15 protein-coding genes are annotated in these 20,624 nt (G+C 69.7%); 9 read left to right on the top strand and 6 right to left on the bottom strand.

From position 1 onward, the window contains the following. Positions 1 to 157 precede the first annotated feature (157 nt). Genes ACWPXV_RS03780 through ACWPXV_RS03770 form a run of 3 tightly spaced genes read right to left on the bottom strand, consistent with a single transcriptional unit; the run spans position 158 to position 2,993 of the window. Complete coding sequence (locus ACWPXV_RS03780; protein WP_454083972.1) at positions 158 to 1,126, bottom strand: 1-phosphofructokinase family hexose kinase; 969 nt, start codon at positions 1,124 to 1,126, stop codon at positions 158 to 160. Continuing rightward, the gene (locus ACWPXV_RS03775) at positions 1,123 to 1,890 is read right to left on the bottom strand and encodes a DeoR/GlpR family DNA-binding transcription regulator (RefSeq protein WP_454083971.1); all 768 of its coding nucleotides are present in this window, start codon (positions 1,888 to 1,890) and stop codon (positions 1,123 to 1,125) included. The genes ACWPXV_RS03780 and ACWPXV_RS03775 overlap by 4 nt, the downstream gene beginning before the upstream one ends. A gap of 44 nt (positions 1,891 to 1,934) precedes the next feature. Beyond that, positions 1,935 to 2,993, bottom strand: coding sequence for a zinc-dependent dehydrogenase (locus tag ACWPXV_RS03770; RefSeq protein WP_454083970.1), 1,059 nt, complete (start codon positions 2,991 to 2,993; stop codon positions 1,935 to 1,937). Between the two features lie 164 nt (positions 2,994 to 3,157). Here ACWPXV_RS03770 and ACWPXV_RS03765 point away from each other — a divergent pair, with 164 nt between their 5' ends. The 3 genes from ACWPXV_RS03765 (at position 3,158) to recQ (ending at position 7,983) form a co-directional block, all read left to right on the top strand. Beyond that, positions 3,158 to 5,269: a PTS mannitol transporter subunit IICBA gene (locus ACWPXV_RS03765; protein WP_454083969.1), complete on the top strand. Its 2,112-nt coding sequence runs from the start codon at positions 3,158 to 3,160 to the stop codon at positions 5,267 to 5,269. Positions 5,270 to 5,590: 321 nt separating this feature from the next. Next, complete coding sequence (locus ACWPXV_RS03760; protein WP_454083968.1) at positions 5,591 to 5,962, top strand: hypothetical protein; 372 nt, start codon at positions 5,591 to 5,593, stop codon at positions 5,960 to 5,962. Positions 5,963 to 6,027: 65 nt separating this feature from the next. Then, on the top strand, positions 6,028 to 7,983 hold the full coding sequence (gene recQ / locus ACWPXV_RS03755; RefSeq protein ID WP_454084107.1) for a DNA helicase RecQ: 1,956 nt from the start codon (positions 6,028 to 6,030) through the stop codon (positions 7,981 to 7,983). 430 nt (positions 7,984 to 8,413) lie between these two features. Here recQ and ACWPXV_RS03750 read toward each other — a convergent pair whose 3' ends face one another. Then, complete coding sequence (locus tag ACWPXV_RS03750) at positions 8,414 to 9,265, bottom strand: hypothetical protein (protein ID WP_454083967.1); 852 nt, start codon at positions 9,263 to 9,265, stop codon at positions 8,414 to 8,416. 289 nt (positions 9,266 to 9,554) lie between these two features. On the opposite strand from ACWPXV_RS03750, the gene ACWPXV_RS03745 reads away from it, so the two are divergent. The 6 genes from ACWPXV_RS03745 to ACWPXV_RS03720 all read left to right on the top strand — a co-directional run bounded on the left by ACWPXV_RS03745 (position 9,555) and on the right by ACWPXV_RS03720 (position 17,593). Beyond that, on the top strand, positions 9,555 to 9,755 hold the full coding sequence (locus tag ACWPXV_RS03745; RefSeq protein WP_454083966.1) for a hypothetical protein: 201 nt from the start codon (positions 9,555 to 9,557) through the stop codon (positions 9,753 to 9,755). Between the two features lie 943 nt (positions 9,756 to 10,698). Further along, a complete protein-coding gene (locus ACWPXV_RS03740; protein WP_454083965.1) occupies positions 10,699 to 11,274 on the top strand; it encodes a hypothetical protein in 576 nt (191 codons plus the stop codon). Then, positions 11,271 to 12,719, top strand: coding sequence for a hypothetical protein (locus tag ACWPXV_RS03735; protein ID WP_454083964.1), 1,449 nt, complete (start codon positions 11,271 to 11,273; stop codon positions 12,717 to 12,719). The genes ACWPXV_RS03740 and ACWPXV_RS03735 overlap by 4 nt, the downstream gene beginning before the upstream one ends. A gap of 672 nt (positions 12,720 to 13,391) precedes the next feature. Continuing rightward, complete coding sequence (locus ACWPXV_RS03730; protein WP_454083963.1) at positions 13,392 to 14,378, top strand: substrate-binding domain-containing protein; 987 nt, start codon at positions 13,392 to 13,394, stop codon at positions 14,376 to 14,378. After that, a complete protein-coding gene (locus tag ACWPXV_RS03725) occupies positions 14,375 to 16,009 on the top strand; it encodes a methyl-accepting chemotaxis protein (protein WP_454083962.1) in 1,635 nt (544 codons plus the stop codon). The genes ACWPXV_RS03730 and ACWPXV_RS03725 overlap by 4 nt, the downstream gene beginning before the upstream one ends. Positions 16,010 to 16,402: 393 nt before the next feature. Beyond that, on the top strand, positions 16,403 to 17,593 hold the full coding sequence (locus ACWPXV_RS03720) for a DUF349 domain-containing protein (RefSeq protein ID WP_454083961.1): 1,191 nt from the start codon (positions 16,403 to 16,405) through the stop codon (positions 17,591 to 17,593). Between the two features lie 20 nt (positions 17,594 to 17,613). Here ACWPXV_RS03720 and ACWPXV_RS03715 read toward each other — a convergent pair whose 3' ends face one another. Continuing rightward, positions 17,614 to 18,183, bottom strand: a complete 570-nt coding sequence (locus ACWPXV_RS03715; protein WP_454083960.1) for a hypothetical protein — start codon at positions 18,181 to 18,183, stop codon at positions 17,614 to 17,616. A gap of 95 nt (positions 18,184 to 18,278) precedes the next feature. Continuing rightward, the gene (locus ACWPXV_RS03710; RefSeq protein WP_454083959.1) at positions 18,279 to 20,579 is read right to left on the bottom strand and encodes a RelA/SpoT family protein; all 2,301 of its coding nucleotides are present in this window, start codon (positions 20,577 to 20,579) and stop codon (positions 18,279 to 18,281) included. Between the last annotated feature and the right edge of the window lie 45 nt (positions 20,580 to 20,624).

Below are 20,624 nucleotides of genomic sequence, written 5' to 3'. Positions count from 1 at the left end.
GCGCGAATGCCACACGGTCTCCTGGCCACCGGCCACTGGCCGCTGGCCGCTGGCCGCTGGCCGGTGGCCGGTCGCCGTTTGCGCTGGCCGGTGGCCGTTGCGCTGGCCGGTAGCCGGTAGCCGGTAGCCGGTAGCCAGTAGCCGGTGGCCCGCCCTCTCAGGCGCTGGGGGCCGCGGCGCCCGGTACGAGCGCCACCGCGCTGACCGCGCCCGCGCCGACGTCCGCGGGCCGCGGGATCCCCGTCCCCGGGAGCCCCGCCGCGGCACTGCCGTAGGCGACGGCCCAGCGCAGCGCGTCGTCCGGTGCGGCGCCGCGCTCGGTGGCGAGGAGGTAGCCGAAGAGGCTGGAGTCACCCGCACCCACGGTGCTGACCACGGTGGTGGGCGGGGCCGGGGCGTGCCACGCGCCGTCGGCGGTGACGAGGACGCCACCGGCGGCGCCGAGCGTGACGAGCACGGCCCCCACCCCGCGGCCGACGAGCACCCGCGCAGCACGCGCCGCCTCGGCCGGGTCGCCCTCGAGCGCGAGCGGGTCGGCGCCGACGATCGTGGCGAGCTCCTCGCCGTTCGGCTTCATGAGGTCCGGCGCGGCACCCGGGAGCGCGGCCGTGAGCGCGAGGAGCGCCGCCTCGCTCGTGTCGACGGCCACCCGCGCGGCCGTCCCGCGCAGCCACGTGACGAGCCGCGCGTACCAGTACGCAGGTGCCCCGGGCGGCAGCGAGCCGGCGAGCACGACCCACGTCGCCTCCGCGGCGAGCGCGACGACGGCGTCGGCGAGCTGGTCGAGGTGAGCGCCGTCGACGGCGGCACCGGCGCTGTTGATCTTCGTCGTCGTGCCGTCCGGCTCGGTGAGGGTGAGGTTGACGCGCACGTCCCCGGCGGGCGGCTGGGGACGGCAGTCGACCCCCGCGGCCCGCAGCTCGGTGACGAAGGGGTCCGCGCCGTCGGCGGGGAGCACGGCCACGGTCGGGATGCCGGCGGCGACGGCGGCCCGGGAGATGTTGACGCCCTTGCCGCCGGCCTGCGAGGTCATCGACACGGCCCGCAGCACCGCCCCGCGCTCCAGCGGGCCGGCGAGAGTGACGGTCCGGTCGACGCTCGGGTTGGCGGTGAGGGTGAGGATCATGCGACGACCACCTCCACGCCGCGGGCGGCGAAGGCGCGGGCCGGGACGGCGGTGGGCTCGGCATCGGTGACGAGGACGTCGACGTCGTCGAGCGCGGCGAAGCTCACCGTCGCCTCCCGGCCCAGCTTGGTCGAGTCCGCGAGCACGACGACGCGCCGCGCCGCCTGCACCAGCGCCCGCTTGACCTCCGCCTCCTCGGAGTCGGGGGTCGACAGCCCGTGCTCCTCGGTGACGCCGTTCGTCCCGAGGAAGACGACGTCCACGCGCAGCCGCTCCAGTGCCTGAACGGTGAGCGCACCGACCGCCGCCTGCGTCGTCGGGCGCACCCGCCCGGGCAGGAGATGGAGGTCGACGCCGGGCAGCGGGGCGAGCGTCGCGGCGATCGGGACGCCGTGGGTGAAGGCGGTGAGCCGCCGGTCGGGCGGGAAGAACGCGGCGAGCCGAGCGGTGGTGCTGCCCGCGTCGACGGCGACCGTGCCGCCGTCGTCGGGGAGGAAGCGGACCGCGGCGGCGGCGATGCGCTCCTTCTCCCGCGCGTGGGTGACGTCACGCTCGTCGAGGCGGCTCTCCATCGCCGAGAGGGAGGCGGCCGGGACCGCCCCGCCGTGGACGCGCCGCAGCAGCCGCAGCCGCTCGAGCGCGCCGAGGTCGCGGCGCACCGTCTCGGTGGTCACCGCGAACTCCTCGGCGAGCTCGGTGACCGAAACCCGCCCGCGCGTGACGACGAGCTGGGCGATCGCCTGCTGGCGCTCCTCCGCGTACACGTTCCTCCTCGGCCGGCTGGTGGGCGGCTCGATGCTACGGCGGCTCAGGGCTCGACGGTCACCTTGATCGCGGTGCCGCTGCGGACGAGGTCAAGGGCCGACATCACGTCCTCGAGCGGGATGTGGTGGGTGATGAGGTCCTTGACCGGCACCTGCCCGGTGGAGATGTACTCCAGGGCGCGGCGGTTGTGCTCGGGGGCCGAGCCGTTGGCGCCGTGGATGTGGAGCTGGCGGTAGTGGACGACGTTGGAGTCCAGCGCGATGACGGGGTCGTTCTTCGGCAGGCCGCCGAAGAAGGAGATGCGCCCGTTGCGGGCGGCCATCGCCACGGCCTGCTCCTGGGCGACCTTCGCCGCCGTCGCCGTGATGACGACGTCGGCGCCGCGTCCGCCGGTGAGCTCCATGACGCGCTCGACGACGTCCACCTGGGAGCCGTCGATCGTCTCGTCCGGCCTCGCGACCGCGGCGGACATGGCGAGGCGGTCGGCGTTGACGTCGACGAGGTAGACCTGCCCGGCGCCGTGGGCACCGCGGGCGACGCGGATGTGCATGCAGCCGATGGGGCCGGCACCGAAGACGACGACGACGTCACCCTCCTCGATCCCGAGCAGCTCCTGGGCGTTGATCGCGCAGGCGAGGGGCTCCGCGGCGGAGGCCTCGTCGAAGCCGACGTTGTCCGGAATGCGGTTGAGGCCGTCGACCTTGAGGACCTGGCGCGGGACGACCATGTACTCGGCGAAGCCGCCCTCGTACTGGTAGCCCATCGAGGTCTGGTTCTGGCACACGGCCATCCAGCCCTTGCGGCACTCGTGGCACTCCCCGCAGGGCACGGCGGCGATGACCTGGACCCGGTCCCCGACCTGCCAGTCGGTGCCGTAGAGGCCCGCGACGTCCGCGCCCACCTCGACGACCTCCCCGGCGATCTCGTGGCCGATGGTCCGCGGCGGGCTGAGGTTCTGGTGGCCGTTGTGGAAGATCTTGACGTCGGTGCCGCACGTGGAGCAGTTGCGGACGCGGATCTTCACCTCGTCCGGGCCGCACTCCGGCTCGGGGTAGTCCTCGAGACGGACGTCCTCGGGGGCGTAGAAACGCAGGGCCTTCATCGGTCCTCCCAATCGGTCGAGCCGGCGCCGTGTGACGCCGTGCACTCATCATAGCCACACACTCGGATGTGGGAACAGGTTGAAGTGCTTGGCTTTCTGCCCGGACGGGTGTTTACTGGTCCTCGATGCGTGAGGTGCATCACCGTTCTCGAGGAGGAGCACACATGTCCGCACCCACTGACGTGCGACCGGACCGCGGCAGCGCGGGACGGGAGCGAGGCGGCCTGCGGGTCGCCGTCCAGAAGCTCGGCACCGCCCTGTCCAACATGGTGCTGCCGAACATCGCCGCCTTCATCGCCTGGGGGCTCATCACCGCGCTGTTCATCGAGGTCGGCTGGATCACGCTCATCGGTGAGAACGTCTTCGGCTACACCGGCGGCTACGGCCTGGTCGAGCACCTCGGCGGCTGGGGCGCCGGCTCCGCGGAGGAGGGCGGCAACGGCGGGATCGTCGGCCCGATGATCACCTACCTCCTGCCGCTGCTCATCGGCTACACCGGTGGCCGGATGCTCTACGACGACAACATCCGCGGCGGCGTCGTCGGCGCGATCGCCACCATGGGTGCGATCACCGGCGCGGGCGTGCCGATGTTCCTCGGCGCTATGGTCATGGGGCCCCTCGGCGGCTGGTCGATGAAGAAGCTCGACGCCCTGTGGGCGGACAGGATCCGCCCGGGCTTCGAGATGCTCGTCAACAACTTCTCCGCCGGCATCTGGGGCATGATCCTCGCGATCGTCGGCTTCGTGGCTGCCGGGCCCTTCGTCGAGGCCTTCTCCAACGCGGCGGGCAACGTCGTGCGGTTCCTCGTCGACAACAGCCTGCTGCCGCTCACCTCGATCCTCGTCGAGCCGGCCAAGATCCTCTTCCTCAACAACGCGATCAACCACGGCATCTTCACGCCGCTGGGCACCACGCAGGCCGACGCGGAGGGGCAGTCGATCCTCTTCCTCATCGAGGCCAACCCCGGCCCGGGCCTGGGCCTGCTGCTCGCCTTCGCCGTCTTCGGCACGGGCCTGGCCAAGGCGTCCGCGCCGGGTGCCGCGCTCATCCACTTCGTCGGCGGCATCCACGAGATCTACTTCCCCTACGTGCTCATGAAGCCGCGCCTCATCCTCGCCGTCATCGCCGGCGGCATGACGGGCGTGGCGACCAACCTCGTTTTCGGCTCGGGGCTGCGGGCGCCCGCGGCACCGGGCTCGATCATCGCCGTGCTCATCCAGTCCCCGGTGGGGAGCCTCATCGGGGTCATCCTCTCCGTGGTGCTCTCCGCCGTCGTCACCTTCCTCATCGCCGCGGTGCTGCTGCGGACGGGCAAGGACGACGACGGCGACCTCACCGGTGCGACGGGGCGCATGGAGGAGATGAAGGGCAAGAGCTCGAGCGTGGCGGGTGCGCTCACGGGCGGCGGCCGCGGCGGCGTCGCGACGGCCACGCGGCCGATCGGCTCGATCGTCTTCGCCTGCGACGCCGGGATGGGTTCCTCGGCGATGGGCGCCTCGGTGCTGCGCCGCAAGATCCGCGACGCCGGCTACGGGGACGTCACGGTGGTCAACAAGGCGATCTCGAGCCTCCGTGACGACGACGCCGACCTCGTCGTCACGCACCGCGACCTCACCGACCGGGCCCGCCAGCGCACGCCCTCGGCGCTCCACGTGTCGGTCGAGGACTTCATGGCCAGCCCGCGCTACGACGAGGTCGTCGCGCTGGTGGGGGAGAGCCGCTCCGCGGGTGCGCAGCCCACCGAGCCGGCGCCGAGCCCGACCGTGCCGGCCACCGCGCAGCCGCCGTCGGGGCACCTGCCAGCGGCAGGTAACGTGCCGTCGTCGGTCGCGGGTGGCGGTGCCCCGGGCGGTGGGCTGCTCGCGGTGGAGGCCGTCGTCCTCGAGGGGAGGGCGTCCTCCAAGGCGGAGGCCATCTCCGAGGCGGGCGGGCTGCTCGTGGCGAGCGGCGCGGTGCCGGCGGCCTACGTCGAGGCGATGCACGAGCGGGAGGAGTCGGTCTCCACCCACATGGGCAGCGGCCTGGCGATCCCGCACGGCACGAACGAGGCCAAGGGGCTCATCGCCCGCACGGCGATCTCCTTTGTCCGCTACCCGCGGGGGCTGGACTGGGACGGCAAGGACACGGAGTTCGTCATCGGCGTCGCCGGTGCGGGCGACGACCACCTCCAGGTGCTCTCCCGGGTGGCCGAGGTCTTCCTCGACGAGCCCCAGGTGGCCCGCCTGCGTGGGGCCAGGACGCCGGAGGAGGTCCAGGAGATCCTCAGCCAGTCCTGACCGGCGCGGCCTCAGCCGCACGTTTGCGTCGCCCTTCTCGATCGTCCCGCGCCCCTTCCCACGGGGCCCGGTGAACGAGAAGGGCGACGCAACGTCACGCCGTCGTCCCGGGCCTTCCCACTGCCGCGAAACCGTGCGGAAGGTGGACGTCTGCTCCTCGCGGACGACGGAGGACGGAGAGGCGGCTCCGCCCCCCGACCGGTTTCTCCGCGCCAGCTTGCGCGGGGTGTGCGGCGTACGGTCCGCTTGGGTCAGCAGAGTTGCCGCCCGCCGCGGGGACCCTGCGGCCGGGGGCGGCGACGGGGGAAGGGGTGAGGATCGGTGAATCGCATCGCGCTCGGCACGTCGGCCGTGCTGGCTACGGTCATGGGGGTCGTCGGCGCGGTCACCACCTTCGACGAGGGCACCTTCACCATCGGCACGGTCCTCATCGTCCTGGCCCTCGGGGCGGTCGCGATCCACGCCGTCCTCAGCCCGGAGAGCTACCACCACCCCCGCTTCACCACCAACCCCTTCTACCGGGTGTGGGCCGCGCTGGTGCCGCTGCTCGCGGTGGGGACCCTCGTGACCTGTGCGTTCTCGCCCGAGCGGGCCGAGCAGCTCGCGTACTGGTCCGGCTTCGCGGCGGTCGCCGTGTTCGCCGGCGCGGTGGTGGACCACCGCTCGGCGCGCACGACCGTCTCCAGCCGCTGAGCCCTTCCGCCCACACCCCGCCCCGGCCGCCCGCTCGGACCACCTACCCTGGCGGGGTGGGTGACATGTGGACCGGGCCGGAGCCCGACTGGGACGAGCCGCCGCCGGACCCCATGAGCGAGTGGGACGTCCACGACCCGGAGATGGCGGCCGCCTTCGCGACGGACGCCGCCACCGCGGCACCGCTGACGACGGCGCGGGCCGCTGCGGCGTCGTCGTCCACCCCGCTGGAGGCGCTGACCAGCGTGTGGGGCTACGACGCCTTCCGCGGTGAGCAGGCCGAGATCATCGAGACGGTGACGCGCGGGGACGACGCGCTCGTCCTCATGCCCACCGGCGGCGGGAAGAGCCTGTGCTACCAGATCCCGGCGCTGGTGCGGGAGGGGACGGGCGTGGTCATCAGCCCGCTCATCGCGCTCATGCACGACCAGGTCGACGCGCTCGAGCAGCTCGGGGTGCGGGCCGCGTTCCTCAACTCGACGCAGAGCATCGACGAGCGCCGCGACGTCGAGCGCCGGCTGCTCGGCGGGGAGCTCGACCTCCTCTACCTCGCCCCCGAGCGCCTGCCGGTGGCCGCCGACCTCCTCGACCGCGCGCGCATCGCGCTCTTCGCGATCGACGAGGCGCACTGCGTGGCGCAGTGGGGCCACGACTTCCGGCCCGACTACCTCGGCCTGACGATCCTCCACGAGCGTTGGCCCGACGTGCCGCGGATCGCGCTCACGGCGACGGCGACGGCGGAGACGCGCGAGGAGATCGTGCGCAACCTCCGGCTCGACGGCGCACGCGTCTTCGTCTCGAGCTTCGACCGGCCCAACATCCAGTACCGCATCGCGCCCAAGCAGGAGGCGCGCAAGCAGCTGCTGCGGCTCATCAAGGACGAGCACGACGGCGACGCGGGGATCGTCTACTGCCTCTCGCGGGCGTCGGTGGAGAAGACGGCGGAGTGGCTGGCCACCCAGGGCGTCACGGCACTGCCGTACCACGCGGGCCTGCCCGCGGAGCTGCGCGGGCGCAACCAGGCGCGGTTCCTGCGGGAGGACGGCGTCGTCATGGTCGCGACGATCGCGTTCGGGATGGGCATCGACAAGCCGGACGTGCGGTTCGTCGCGCACCTGGACCTGCCCAAGAGCATCGAGGGGTACTACCAGGAGACCGGCCGTGCGGGACGTGACGGGCTGCCGTCGACGGCGTGGCTCGCCTACGGGCTGCAGGACGTGGTCCAGCAGCGGCGGATGATCGCCGACGGCGAGGGGGACGCGCAGCGCAAGCGCGCGCAGACCCTGCACCTGGACGCGATGCTCGCGCTGTGCGAGACGGTCCAGTGCCGGCGCCAGCAGCTGCTGCGGTACTTCGGTCAGGACAGCGAGCCCTGCGGGAACTGCGACACCTGCCTCAACCCGCCGGAGGACTTCGACGGCACCGTGCCGGCGCAGAAGCTCATGTCGACGATCGTGCGGCTGCAGCGCGAGCGCGGGCAGCAGTTCGGCGCCGGGCACCTCGTGGACATCCTGCTGGGCCGGGAGAACGAGCGGGTGGTCAAGATGCGCCACACCGAGCTCTCGACCTTCGGCATCGGCACCGAGCTGGGCGACGCCGAGTGGCGCGGCGTGGTGCGCCAGCTGCTGGCTCAGGGGCTCCTGCAGGTGCAGGGGGAGTACGGGGTGCTGGCCCTCACCGAGACGGCGGGGGAGGTGCTGCGCGGGGAGCGCGAGGTGCGCCTGCGCCGGGAGCCGGAACGCGTGCGGACGGCGCGGAAGTCCCGCTCCGGCGCCGCGAAGGCGCCGCTGGACCTCGACGAGCCGCAGCAGGCGTTGTTCCAGCAGCTGCGTACCTGGCGGGCAACAACGGCCAAGGAGCAGGGCGTGCCCGCCTACGTCGTCTTCCCCGACGCGACGCTCGCCGCGATCGCCCAGTCTCGCCCGGAGAACCGCTCCGAGCTCAGTGGGATCTCCGGAGTCGGGGCGGCGAAGCTCGAGCGCTACGGGGAGGCGGTGCTCGGGCTGGTCGCGGAAGCCTAAGCGTCCTCAGGCCCGCACCCGCCGCCCATCACGGCGGCCGCGAGCCGTTACTGTGGCGAAGTGTTCGCGGCCTGTCGGCGGCACAATGTTGGAGCGGAACATATAACAGCGCGTTCGTGCCGACGAGACCCGGAGGATCGCGGTGCTGACCCGCTGGGCGGCTGAATGCACGAGTTGCGTGGCGATCGAGGCCCTACGCGCTCCCACTCGCTCGGCGGCGCCCCCGACTATGGTCGCCGCTACGAAGCGCACCGCGAAATCTCTGGCGGAAGACAAGGAACCGCGATCGGCCAGCGCTCGCAGTCGCGCTGCCAACCCCGAGCCGGTGACTGACAGAGTGTTGCCGCAGACGAGAAAGTGCAGGGCGGAACTAACGAGTTGGGCCCGTACGCTCAATACGTCTCGGGTCCTTTTGTCGCGATGCGCCGCGTCACTCCTCAATTGGGATATCAGCGTCTGTTTCTCGTGCACTCTCCAAAATCTCTTCGAGCGCCTCCTTTTCGTCCGCCAAGGCCTTTCGTGCCGCGCGTGCGCCTTCTGGCAGATCATTGGGAACAATGGGCGCGACAAGGATCGCTCCGGCGTCCCTGCCCAAGTCCGTGAGGACCCAAACAATCGGGTTTGAACCCCAAGTTGCGCGCACCTTCTTGGCAAGGCCCTTCTCGTAGAGCCCCCTTGCGACGGTACCCTCGGAGACGCCGTGGCCAACCCTTGCGTCGGGAGGGTGGTGCCCGAATCGCAAGTAGTCCTCCGCTAGCCATTCGAGGTCGGTGACCTCCTGTCCGGAGAGGGACGCCAAAGCCTCCGACGCGTTTCTCATTCGCTCCCCATCGGGCAGCGGTAGTCCAGCGCTCGCCGTCCTCTTCTTGGTGGTCCCCGAAGTGCGAGTCCTGGCGGTCGCCGCAGTGCGAGGCTCTACCGCAGGTGTTCCTGCGATCAGATCGGCTACGCGACGACCGACATCGGTGTTCACAGAATGTTTGGAGTGTGTTGGGCTTGGAGGAGTTGACTTTTCCACAAAGGCGGCAAGCATGTGGTCGTTCATGGTATTGATGGTTTGCCGCGTGCCTTCAGTCTTTTCTTCGATCGCAGCAAGAGCGCGCATAGTGCTGCCGTGCACTTCCTCGGCCCTGAGAAGTTGCCCGGCGGAGAAGCTGGTTTGGGCGATAAAGACAATGATCTGCACTACGAATGCAATGACGGCGAGCGCCAGTGCCAGTGTTGACAGGAAGTCCGCATGCCCCGAAGCCACCGTGACTGCGAGCGCCACCAGCAGTGCCAAGTTGACGCATGCTGACGTCGTCGCTAGCGTCCTCCACGAAATTTTCGGCCCCATGGTGCCCTCTCTGGTCGCAACAACACATCACAAAGGCTAGTGGACACAGCGATGTTGCGGAGCGGACAAACGCGTAGAATCTGGGATTCTAAGCTTGTCGGGCCTCATCGATCGACCTGCGAAGCTGCTGGGCGCCCTCGGCATCGCGTCGCTAAGCGCAGAGAGTGGACCGACGCCCGCCATGGCGGACCGTCTTAAGTTTCCGAGCCGCCGAGGGGCGTGGGATGGTGCGGCCGTGGATGTTGCCCTTGGGGTGCTCGCCTATGGGCAGCTCAGCGACGCCCTGACGAGTGTGGAATCGCTCGCTTGGCCTGTGATGACCGATGCGGCGGGGATCCCGTTCGCAATGCGCCAGTTCTCGGACCTCGATGTTGACGGTCGCCTCACACTCGGCCTCTTCTTCGCGTGGGACTTCGGGACAGCTTTGCGCCGCTGACGAGGCCGGAGCCGGGGGTGCCGTCGCCGGATCACACGGCGTCACACCTCTGCAGCGACCCCGGTGCGGTGACGATCTCGCTGCGGACCGTTTGGGACGCGTACTACCGCGTGGAGGCAACGTCGACATAGATCCCAGTCACGAGCCGCGGTGACCGTGACGGGGAGTGAGCCGATCGACGTGGTGCAGGCGAAGCCACGTCACACGGCCGGCCGAGTGAACGCAGTCAGTGCATCCATCCGGACGAGCGCGTGTGGCGAGGCCATGCGGGCTCATGTCATCGGCCCATTCCTCGCACCGATCGTCCTGAGTGACGACCGCCACCAAAGGCACGTCGCTGGACGCGCCGGTTGGTTCAACCACGGATGGTGCGGTCGCACGACTCGTGTACGAACAGCCTGGACTGTGGGTCTCAGTCCTCTCGTGGTCGCCGTCGGCCTCGCCCGTTGTATGGGCGCGGGCAGCGAAGCTGAAGGAAGCAACGACGCCGAGATGGCACGTGTCGGTGTCGGGATGACGACCCAGGAGCACCAGCGATGGGTGGTCGACGGCACGAAACTTGGCGCTCAACTCGAGGAGCTTGACCACGACGTGACTCTTCAGTAAGCGGACGACGACCCGCAGGTCCAGCCGACTAAGCTGCGCGCCTGGCGCGCGTCGGTGGTCAAGGAGCGGGGCGTGCCGCTCTGCGTCGCCTTCTCGGACGCGACCTCGCCGCGATCGCTCAGTCCCGGCCCGGGCGCCACTCCGAGCTCCGCTGGATGTCGGTGGTTGATGCGCCAAGCGCGATCGGTATGGAGAGCCCGATCTCGCAGTCGTGGCCCGGAGTTTGCTCGCAGAGACTTGGCTCGCTCGAGGAACGCACCTTCACCCCTTAAGGACACCGGCCGTACGCGGCCCTGATCTGCCGCCAACGTGTAGCTGGAACGCTAGACTTCACCGCATGCCAGCCGAAGAAGTTCAGGAGATCGGTCGCGAAGGTGCGGCCACGCTCAAGCGATGGCTAGAGGCGACCACGTACATAGAACTGCCCTTCGACGCCTATAACAATAAGATCGACTGCATGGTCGAGACATTCGGCGGTATGAAGCAGTTCGATCTCGTTGGTTACCTGATTCGCGACAAGAAGCCCCCGGTTGTTGTAGAGAGCAAGCGCTATGCAAGTGCGGGGGGCCAATATAAGGAGTTCAAGAAGTTTCTCGCGATCGCATATGCTGCAGACGCGAAGGAGGTTGACAAGTTCAGCTCGTGCAGGCGGGCGCACTACTATTGGGTGACGTTCCACCCTTTCAATCTCGAGAACTGGTCGAAGTTTGAAACTTATGACCATGTCAAGATGGCGTTAGAGGAGAACCCCGAGTATCTCGACGGGCATGCCGTGGATGACGCTCTGGTGCATGACGTTGCCAGTCGCATTACGGTTCTCGTTTTTAATCCGAAACAAGAAGCCCTCGCTCTGACAAGGACCGAGCTCGAACAGATCCGTCCCGTTCTCAATAGGAAGGTGAAGACGCTGTGACTGAACTTTCGCAGACTCTCCGTGAGATTCGGGCGAATCACGTTCGTGAGGACTATATCTATCACGTCAAGGCCGCCTTCCGTGCGCGCCTCGAGGAGCTTGAGCCAGAAGCGTCGATTGAGGACACGCACTACTTCAACCACAGTGCCATACCGGATTTCAAGCTCACGTGGCCTCGTGTTCGCGGTTCTGTGACCGTGCGCGACTACTACCTGCGTTCGAGTTATGCCTCTGTTGTGGCTGCAAACGACACGGCCAACATCAGCACGGGCGACCCGGTGTTCATGGCCATCGATCCCGAGCAGAGTGTAACCGAGTCCGGGTTCGAGATGGCGCCCGCAGACGTGCAGAAAGCGGCTGGCCGATCGAAGACTACCCTGCTCACCGATGTGGTGGCTGTAGACGAAATAACGCGCGGTGCCGAGCGAGATGAGACGCCGCTAAGTGTCGTTGTCCGCTCGAACTTCCTACGCGGCGCTCGAGGGCTCGTCGACGAGCGTGTTGCTGAGAACCTGGTCCAGTCAGCCGCGCACCCAGATGAGGCTGGCGTGAGCGGCCTGATTCGTGAAACGTTTCTCGAAGATGCAGTTCTCCGGATGGAGCGGACGGCCGCGTTCGTTGATTGGGCTCTGGCGTCGCGTGATCAAAAGGCGGAATTGGTCGCAGCGCCCGAGGTCTTTTCCGGTGCGATGGGCACTGAAGAATTGCGTGCACTTCTGCCTTGGGTGCTATCGCTTCCCGACGCCCCTGAAGATGAGAGTTTCTGGTCTCATCTAGGCGCCCTAGTTGAGTTTAGTCAGCTTGAGCGAATTGCCGACCTTCTTGAAGGCTACGATTTGACGCGCTTCGTCCAGGCTAACCTTTCTCGTTGGACCGCCAAGCGTAGTTATCTTGGCCTCAACGTCCAGAGCGGTGGTGACGATGAGGAGGTCGTTGTTCCGCATTGGGAATTCCGCGGCGGCAGGCTGGGCTTTGCCGTGGGCGAGCATGAGGTCCGGGTGAGCGATACAGGGTACAAATTGCAAGCGCGGCCAGGAGGCAGGATGCCCAGATGGTCCAGCCTCGAACCACGCTTGACTGACTTCAGCGTCCATGCGGTAAGTCTCGCAGGTGTTGAACGGACATTACGAATAGCGTCGCAGCAGCAGGGTAGCATTAATCGTGACGTTGAAGCTGTGGTAGAGACCGTCGCTGATGACTACTTCGTCGAAACTGTCGATGTGCTCTTGCCTGGGCCGGCCGACGAGGAGGGGGACGCGGATCGTGTAGCTGCAACCATCGATTTCTCGGGTGGAATTGTCATTTCGCCGACGTCTGTGCAGTTGGGCGCGCTGACCAGGGCGGCGGCGAATCTAATCGGCAGTCTTGGCCTGGATAGCGACCTTGTGCCCGTCCCGTTGGTAGAGGCGGGAGGGGGCACGCCGACCGAAGGAGACGTCCCGTAGAAGCGCCACGCTGTTGCGCGCTATGGGCATTCGGTATTCGAGCCTGATGTTAGCTGTGGTGGTGGACTACTCCTCGCCACTCTTGGTAGGCGAGGGCGTGCCTAAGCTTTGGGCTGGTCGACAGGGATAGCTGTGTTCGTCGTGGCGCGTAGATGTTGCAGAATCCAAGAGTCGGGAAGGTGCCACGGACGGGAATGCCTAGTTCCGGCTCGGCAGGCAGGTGATCGGCCTAGCGTCGTCGCTAGCATCGGCATCTGCCGGTCGTCTCGCTGTGGCGGCTCAGCCCCTATCTGGGTTTCAGAGGAGGAGGTCGTCGCCGCGTGGTGGCTTCCTGCTCCTGTCGGGTTTCGCGATCTAGGCAGGGATCGTGGCGTCCAACGTCTAAATTTGCGCGAGGTCCGGTTGGCCACGTGGTGAATGTCACAGGCGTAGCGGCTCATCTCCATAGGGAGGGCACCGATCGCCCTGAGTGACGCCCCTCACCCGGGGCCCGGCGTTGGACGCGCCGGTCGATTCAGCCACGGATGGTGCGGTCGCATGACTCCTGTACGACGAACAGCTCGGACTGTTGGGCTCGGTGCCTTGATGATCGCTGTCGGCCTCGCCGGCTGCGCCAACGGAGACTTGGAGGCGGTGAGTGACGGCGACGAAGTCGCCCGCGTCGGCGTCGCAATGCCCACGCAGCAGCTTGAGCGCTGGGCCAAGGACGGCGCAAACGTCACCGCACAGCTCGAGGCCCTCGGGCACCACGTCATGGTCGAGTACGCAGACGACGATCCCCAGCTCCAGGCGGACCAGATCCGCCAGATGATCGAGGACGGCGCAGACGCGCTCGTCATCGGCGCGGTCGACGCGTCGTCGCTGACAGCGGTGCTGGCCGAGGCTGGCGCGGCCGACGTCCCCGTCGTCGCCTACGACCGGCTCATCCTCGACAGCCCCGACATCGACTACTACGCCACCTTCGACAACGAGCGCGTCGGCATCCAGCAGGCCACCTCGCTGCTCCAGGGCATCGGTGTGCTCGACGAGACCGGCCGCGACACCGGCGCGAGGGGTCCCTTCTTCATCGAGATCTTCGCCGGCTCGCCCGACGACAACAACGCCACGGTTTTCTACGCCGGCGCCATGAGCGTCCTGCAGCCGTACCTCGACTCCGGCGTCGTGGAGGTCGTTTCCGGGGAGACCGAGTTCGACGTCGTCGCCACGCCTGCGTGGGACGGAGAGGCCGCGGCCGCACGGATGACCGCGCTCATCCAGAGTTACGACGCCGACCAGCAGCTCCACGGCGTTCTCTCGCCCAACGACGGCATCGCGCAGGCTCTTCTCGGCGTCTTCTCCGGTGCCGGACTCGACGCGGGCGGGCGGGACCTCCCGGTCGTGCCCGGCCAGGACGCCGACCTCGCCTCCGCGAAGTCCGTCGCTGACGGCGAGCAGTACACGACGATCTTCAAAGACACGCGGCAGCTCGCGGAGGTCGCCGTCTCGGCTGTGCACCAGATCCTCAACGACCTGGAGCCCGAGACCAACGACGTGAGCACCTACGACAACGGCCGGCTCGTCGTGCCCGCCTACCTGCTGACCCCTCAGCTCGTCACGCAGGACAACTACCAGCACCTGCTCATCGAGAGCGGTTACTACGAGGCGGGAGACCTGGCATGAGCCGCCGCACCAGCACCGAGACCCCTGACGCACCCCGACGCCGCCGGAACGCGTGGTTCTGGGACCGCCCGGTCGGCTTCAAGATCGCCACCGCCCTCGTCATCATGGGCGGCCTGTTCGGCATCGTCGGCGGGGCGGGCGCCGTCGCGCTGCTGCGCGCCGGTGACCACCTCGAGGACGTGCGCCTCCTCACCGAGGACCTCCAGGGATCCATGGCCGAGCTGCGCGCCGCGCAGTCCCAGAGCCACCTGCTCGTTCGTCGCGCGGTCGCCGCCACGGACGAGTCGCGCCGCGAGCAGCTCCTCACCTCCCAGGCGTGGAACGACCGCACCGTCGACGGTCTCATCGACGCCGTCTCCCAGTACCCCGAGTCGGAGACCCAGCAGTGGGCCGACTTCACCACGCGCTGGGAGGGTTGGCTCACCTACCGCGACGCCACTCTCATGCCGCTGGTCGAGGCGGGCGACGTCGTCGGGCTGGAGAGCGCGCTCAACGCCTCCCCGGCCGGTGACCCGGACAACGCCGGACGGGCGCTCGTCCTCGCCGACGGCCAGATCCAGAACCGCGTCGAGGCGATCGCGACCGACGCCGGGGCGGAGATCAGCAGAGCGCTCCTCGTGCTGAGCATCGGCTTCGTCGTCGCCGCCGCGATCTCCGTGGCCATCGCCGTCGCCGTGACCCGCCGCATCCGCCGCGGGTTGCACGCCGTGCGCGGCTCCCTCGAGGCCATGGCCGCCGGGGACATGACCGTCGACGCGCACGTCGAGGACCGCGACGAGCTCGGGCAGATGGCGCACTCGTCCTCGCTAGCCCGGGTCGCCCTGCGCGAGGCCCTCACCAGCGTGGTCGAGTCGGCCCAGACGGTCGCCGCCGCTGCCGAGGAGCTCTCCGCGTCCAACACCCAGGTGGCCGCCGGCTCGGAGCAGGCCTCGAGCCAGGCCAGCGCGGTCTCCGATGCCGCCCAGCAGATCTCCCACAGCGTCCAGACCGTCGCGTCCGGTGCCGAGCAGATGAGCGCCTCCATCCAGGAGATCGCGAAGAGTGCGGGGGAGGCCGCCGGCGTCGCCGCCCGCGCCGTTACGACGGCGGACGCGACCGCCACCACCGTCAACAGCCTCGGCGAGAGCTCGCGAGAGATCTCCGAGGTCGTCAAGGTCATCACCTCGATCGCCGAGCAGACCAACCTGCTCGCCCTCAACGCGACCATCGAGGCCGCGCGGGCCGGTGAGGCAGGCAAGGGCTTCGCCGTCGTCGCCGGGGAGGTCAAGGAGCTGGCCCAGGAGTCCGCGCGGGCCGCCGAGGACATCACCACTCGCATCGGTGACAACCAGACGCGGACCGTGGCCGCGGTCGCGGCGATCGAGGAGATCGCCAAGACCGTCCGGTCGATCAACGACTACCAGCTCACCATCGCCTCGGCCGTCGAGCAGCAGACGGCGACGACGCAGGAGATGACGCGCGGCGTGCACGAGGCCGCTGCCGGCTCCGGGGAGATCGCGGCGAACATCTCCGGCGTCGCCACGGTGACGGCCACGTCCAGCACCGTCCTCGCGCAGATGCAGAGCGCCACCGACGAGCTGGCCCGCATGGCCGACGAGCTGCGCGGGAGGGTCTCCGCCTTCGTCGTGTGACGCCTTGATTCTCGCTGTGGTCCGGCGCTCGACACCTGCGGGTGTCGGGCGCCGGACTCGTCTTTCAGAAGGGCGGGTTCTCTGGCCAGGTCTGTTCGTGCTCCGGCCCAGGCTGCGGCTCCGGCAGAGCAGACCGCCGCTCCCGCCGAGCCGGCCACGGCCGAGCCCGGCGGCACGATCGAGGCGGAGGCCGCCCAGGCGCCCGCACCCGCGCCGCGGCCGGCGGCCGTTCCCCGGCCGCTGCCCAAGCCCTCGGCCCTGCGCAAGCCTGCGGCCCGCGCGCCGCAGGGTGCCGCGCCCGCGCCGGCCGTTGTCGCCCCGGTCCTCGACGACGCCAAGGAGGCCGCCGCGGCGGCCGCCTGGGGCCGGGTCGACCCCGACGGCACCGTCTGGGTGCGTGAGGCCGCCGGGGAGCGCACGGTGGGCCAGTACACCGGTGCGGACATGGACGAGGCCCTGGCCTTCTACGTGCGCCGCTTCCTGGACCTCCAGGCGCAGGTGGTCCTCTTCGAGACCCGGCTGCCCCAGCTGCAGACCAAGGAGATCGACCAGACCCTGGCGACCCTCACCGAGGCGCTGGCCGAGCCGGCGGCCGTCGGCGACCTCGACGGTCTGCGTGCCCGCGTCGAGGTCCTGCGCGAGCGCGCCGCCGCCCGTCGCAAGGAGATCAGCGCGGAGCGCGAGGCTGCCAAGGCAAAGGCGCTCGAGGAGCGCACCGCCGTGGTCGAGCGCGCAGAGGCCATCGCCGCCGCCGACCCGGCCAGCACCCACTGGCGCTCCAGCGGTGACGAGCTGCGTACGCTCCTGGACCAGTGGAAGCAGGCCCAGCGCTCGGGGCCGCGCCTCGACCGGCCCACGGAGGACGCGCTGTGGAAGCGCTTCTCGCGGGCGCGGACGACCTTCGACCGCAACCGCGGCCACTTCTTCTCCCAGCTGGACGCCACCCAGTCGGAGGTCAAGCGGGCCAAGGAGCAGCTCATCGCCGAGGCCGAGGCGCTGTCCACCTCGACCGACTGGGGGCGCACGTCCGCGGCCTACCGGGAGCTCATGGACCGCTGGAAGGCGGCCGGCCGCGCCAGTCGCAAGGAGGACGACGCCCTGTGGGCACGCTTCCGTGCCGCCCGGCAGGCCTTCTACGAGGCTCGGGAGAGCGAGAACGCCCAGATCGACGCGGAGTACGCGGCCAACCTCGAGGTGAAGCTCGCGCTGCTCGAGCAGGCCGAGGCGCTCCTCCCGGTCACCGACCCGGAGGCCGCCAAGGCGGCCCTGCGCCCGATCCAGGACAAGTGGGACGAGGCGGGCAAGGTCCCGCGCAACGACGTCCAGCGGGTCGAGGGCCGGATGCGGGCGGTCGAGCAGGCCGTGCGTGAGGCGGACCAGGAGCGGTGGAGCCGCAGCGACCCGGAGAAGCGCGCCCGTGCCGAGGGCGCGGCGGCCCAGCTCTACGAGGCGATCGACGCCCTCGAGCAGCAGCTGGCCCAGGCGCGCGCCGCCGGCGACGCCCGCGCCGAGAAGGAGGCGGCCACCGCACTCGAGGCGCGCAAGTCCTGGCTCGACCAGATCCTGCGCTCCGCGGGAGCCTGAGCCCGGGCGAGGCGGCGGCGTCATGGACGCCGCCGCCTCGCCGCGTCCTCGGCCGCCGTGAGGAGGGCCGTGGCGCGCCGGACCGGCGCCCGGCGACCGGGACGGCTCAGCGCCTCACGCACCTGCGACGGCGCAAGCCCGCCGAGGACGAGGGCGCACGTGCCCGCGACCGCGAGCCCGCCCTCCGTGAAGCACAGGAGGTCGACGGCGGTGCGCAGCGGCGTCGTCGTCGGGACACCGCCGAGGAGCTCGACGTCGCCCTCCTCCAGCCGCTGCCGGTGCACGGCGGCGCCCGCGTGCAGCCGCCGTCCCGGCTCGACGACGACCTCCGCCCGCTCCGGGCACAGGCGCCCGGTGTGGACCCACACCGCCGTACTGCGCGCCAGCGCCGCGCCGGGCGGCACGACGCCCCGCAGGGACCACGCCCGGCCCGCCGGGCGGGAGAGCACGTCCACGGGCGCCAGGCCACCGCCCGGCGTGGCCACGAGCAGTCCGTCGTACCGTTCACCGCCGAGGCCTGGCAGCGCCGCAAGAACCGCCGCCACCGGGGTGAGCGACGGCGCCTCCAGCCAGGCCAGCGCGCGCGTCATGAACCGAGCCTGCCCCCGCCGTCGGACGCCGCGCTGGTCGACAGCCGTCCGCTGTGGACGGCACGAGCGTGAGACGGGTGCTGTGGAGGAGCCGGCTACGCCATCCGGGACTCGGACCGTGCACCGGTGATCCGGTAGACGTCGAAGACGCCGTCGATGCGCCGGACCGCGGACAGGACGTGCCCGAGGTGGGAGGGCTCGGCCATCTCGAAGACGAACTTCGACAGGGCCACGCGGTCGCGGCTCGTCTGGACCGAGGCCGAGAGGATGTTGACGTGGTTGTCCGACAGCACGCGGGTGACGTCGGAGAGCAGGCCGGCGCGGTCGAGCGCCTCGACCTGGATCTGGACGAGGAAGGAGCTCTGGCCGTGCAGCGACCACTCGACGTCCACCATGCGCTCGGGCTCGTTGCGCAGGCTCTCGAGGTTGCCGCAGTCGGTCCTGTGGACGGAGACGCCCGAGCCGCGCGTGACGAACCCGACGACGGGGTCACCGGGCACCGGGGTGCAGCAGCGGGCGAGCTTGACCCACAGGTCCCCGGAGTCCATGCCCTTGACGGCGATGCCGGGGTCGCCCGCGCGCAGCCGGGGCCGGCTCTCCCCCGGCATCGTGGCCTCGGCGAGGTCCTCCTCGGCGCCGGACTCCCCGCCCATCGACTGGACGAGCTTCTGGACGATGTTGGTCGCCGACACCTGGCTCTCGCCCACCGCGGCGTAGAGCGCAGACACGTCGGCGTAGTTCATCTCGTGCGCGAGCGCGGTGAGGGTGTCGTGCGACATGAGGCGCTGGATCGGTAGGTTCTGCTTGCGCATGGCCCGGGCGATGAGGCCCTTGCCGGCCTCGATCGCCTCCTCGCGGCGCTCCTTGGTGAACCAGGCCCGGATCTTGTTGCGGGCGCGGGGAGTGGTGACGAAGTTGAGCCAGTCCCGGCTCGGGCCGGCCGACTCGGACTTGGAGGTGAAGACCTCGACGGTGTCGCCGTTCTCGAGCCGCGACTCCAGCGACACGAGGCGTCCGTTGACCCGGGCGCCCACCGTCCGGTGGCCCACCTCGGTGTGGACGGCGTAGGCGAAGTCCACGGGGGTCGCGCCCGGCGCCAGGGCCATGACGTCGCCCTTGGGGGTGAAGACGTAGACCTGGGACCCGGAGATCTCGAAGCGCAGGGAGTCGAGGAACTCCCCGGGGTCGGCGGTCTCCCGCTGCCAGTCGACGAGCTGGCGCAGCCAGCCCATCTCCTCCGCGCCCTTGGGGACGTCGACGGTCTGGCCGCGCGCAGCCTCCTTGTACTTCCAGTGGGCCGCGACGCCGTACTCCGCCCGGCGGTGCATGTCGTGGGTGCGGATCTGGATCTCCACCGGCTTGCCACCCGGACCGATGACGGTCGTGTGGAGCGACTGGTAGAGGTTGAACTTCGGCATCGCGATGTAGTCCTTGAACCGCCCGGGCAGAGGGTTCCAGCGCGCGTGCATCGTGCCGAGGACGGCGTAGCAGTCCTTGACCGAGTCGACGAGGATGCGGACGCCGACGAGGTCGAAGATGTCGTCGAAGTCGCGGCCGCGCACGATCATCTTCTGGTAGATCGAGTAGTAGTGCTTGGGTCGGCCGGTCACGGTCGCGCGGATCTTGTTCGAGCGCAGGTCCGACTCGATCTGGCCGCGCACGGTGGACAGGTACTCGTCGCGCGCCGGGGCCCGCTCGGCCACGAGGTGCACGATCTCGTCGTAGACCTTGGGGTAGAGGGTGGCGAAGGACAGGTCCTCCAGCTCCCACTTGATCGTGTTCATCCCCAGCCGGTGGGCGAGCGGGGCGTAGATCTCCAGCGTCTCGCGGGCCTTGCGCCCCGCGGACTTCGCCGAGACGTACTTCCACGTGCGGGCATTGTGGAGGCGGTCGGCGAGCTTGATGACGAGGACCCGGATGTCCCGCGCCATCGCGACGACCATCTTGCGGACCGTCTCGGCCTCGGCGGCCTCGCCGTAGGTGACCTTGTCGAGCTTGGTGACGCCGTCGACGAGGAGGGCGATCTCCTCACCGAACTCGCTGCGCAGCTGCTGGAGGGAGTAGTCGGTGTCCTCGACGGTGTCGTGGAGCAGTGCCGCCGCCAGCGTGGGCACCGTCATCCCAAGCTCGGCGAGGATCGTGGTCACCGCGACGGGGTGGGTGATGTACGGGTCACCGCTCTTGCGCATCTGCCCGCGGTGGGCGCGCTCGGCGACGGTGAAGGCCCGCTCGATCAGCGCGGTGTCGGCCCGCGGATGGTTGGACCGCAGGGCGTGGAGGACCGGTTCGATCGCCGGGGACGCGCTGTGTCCGCGCGAGCCGAGCAGCGCGAAGCGCGACCGCACCCGGGGTCCGCGTGCGTCCGGGCCTGCGCCGGTGACCGTCTCCTCCGCCATCGCCCCATTCTAGGCAGCGTGGCGGCGGATCCGAGCACCGGGGCC

The organism is Georgenia sp. Marseille-Q6866 (assembly GCF_965111665.1).
Note: the sequence above shows the minus strand (reverse complement) of the source record. Positions and strands in the feature narration are given on the sequence as shown.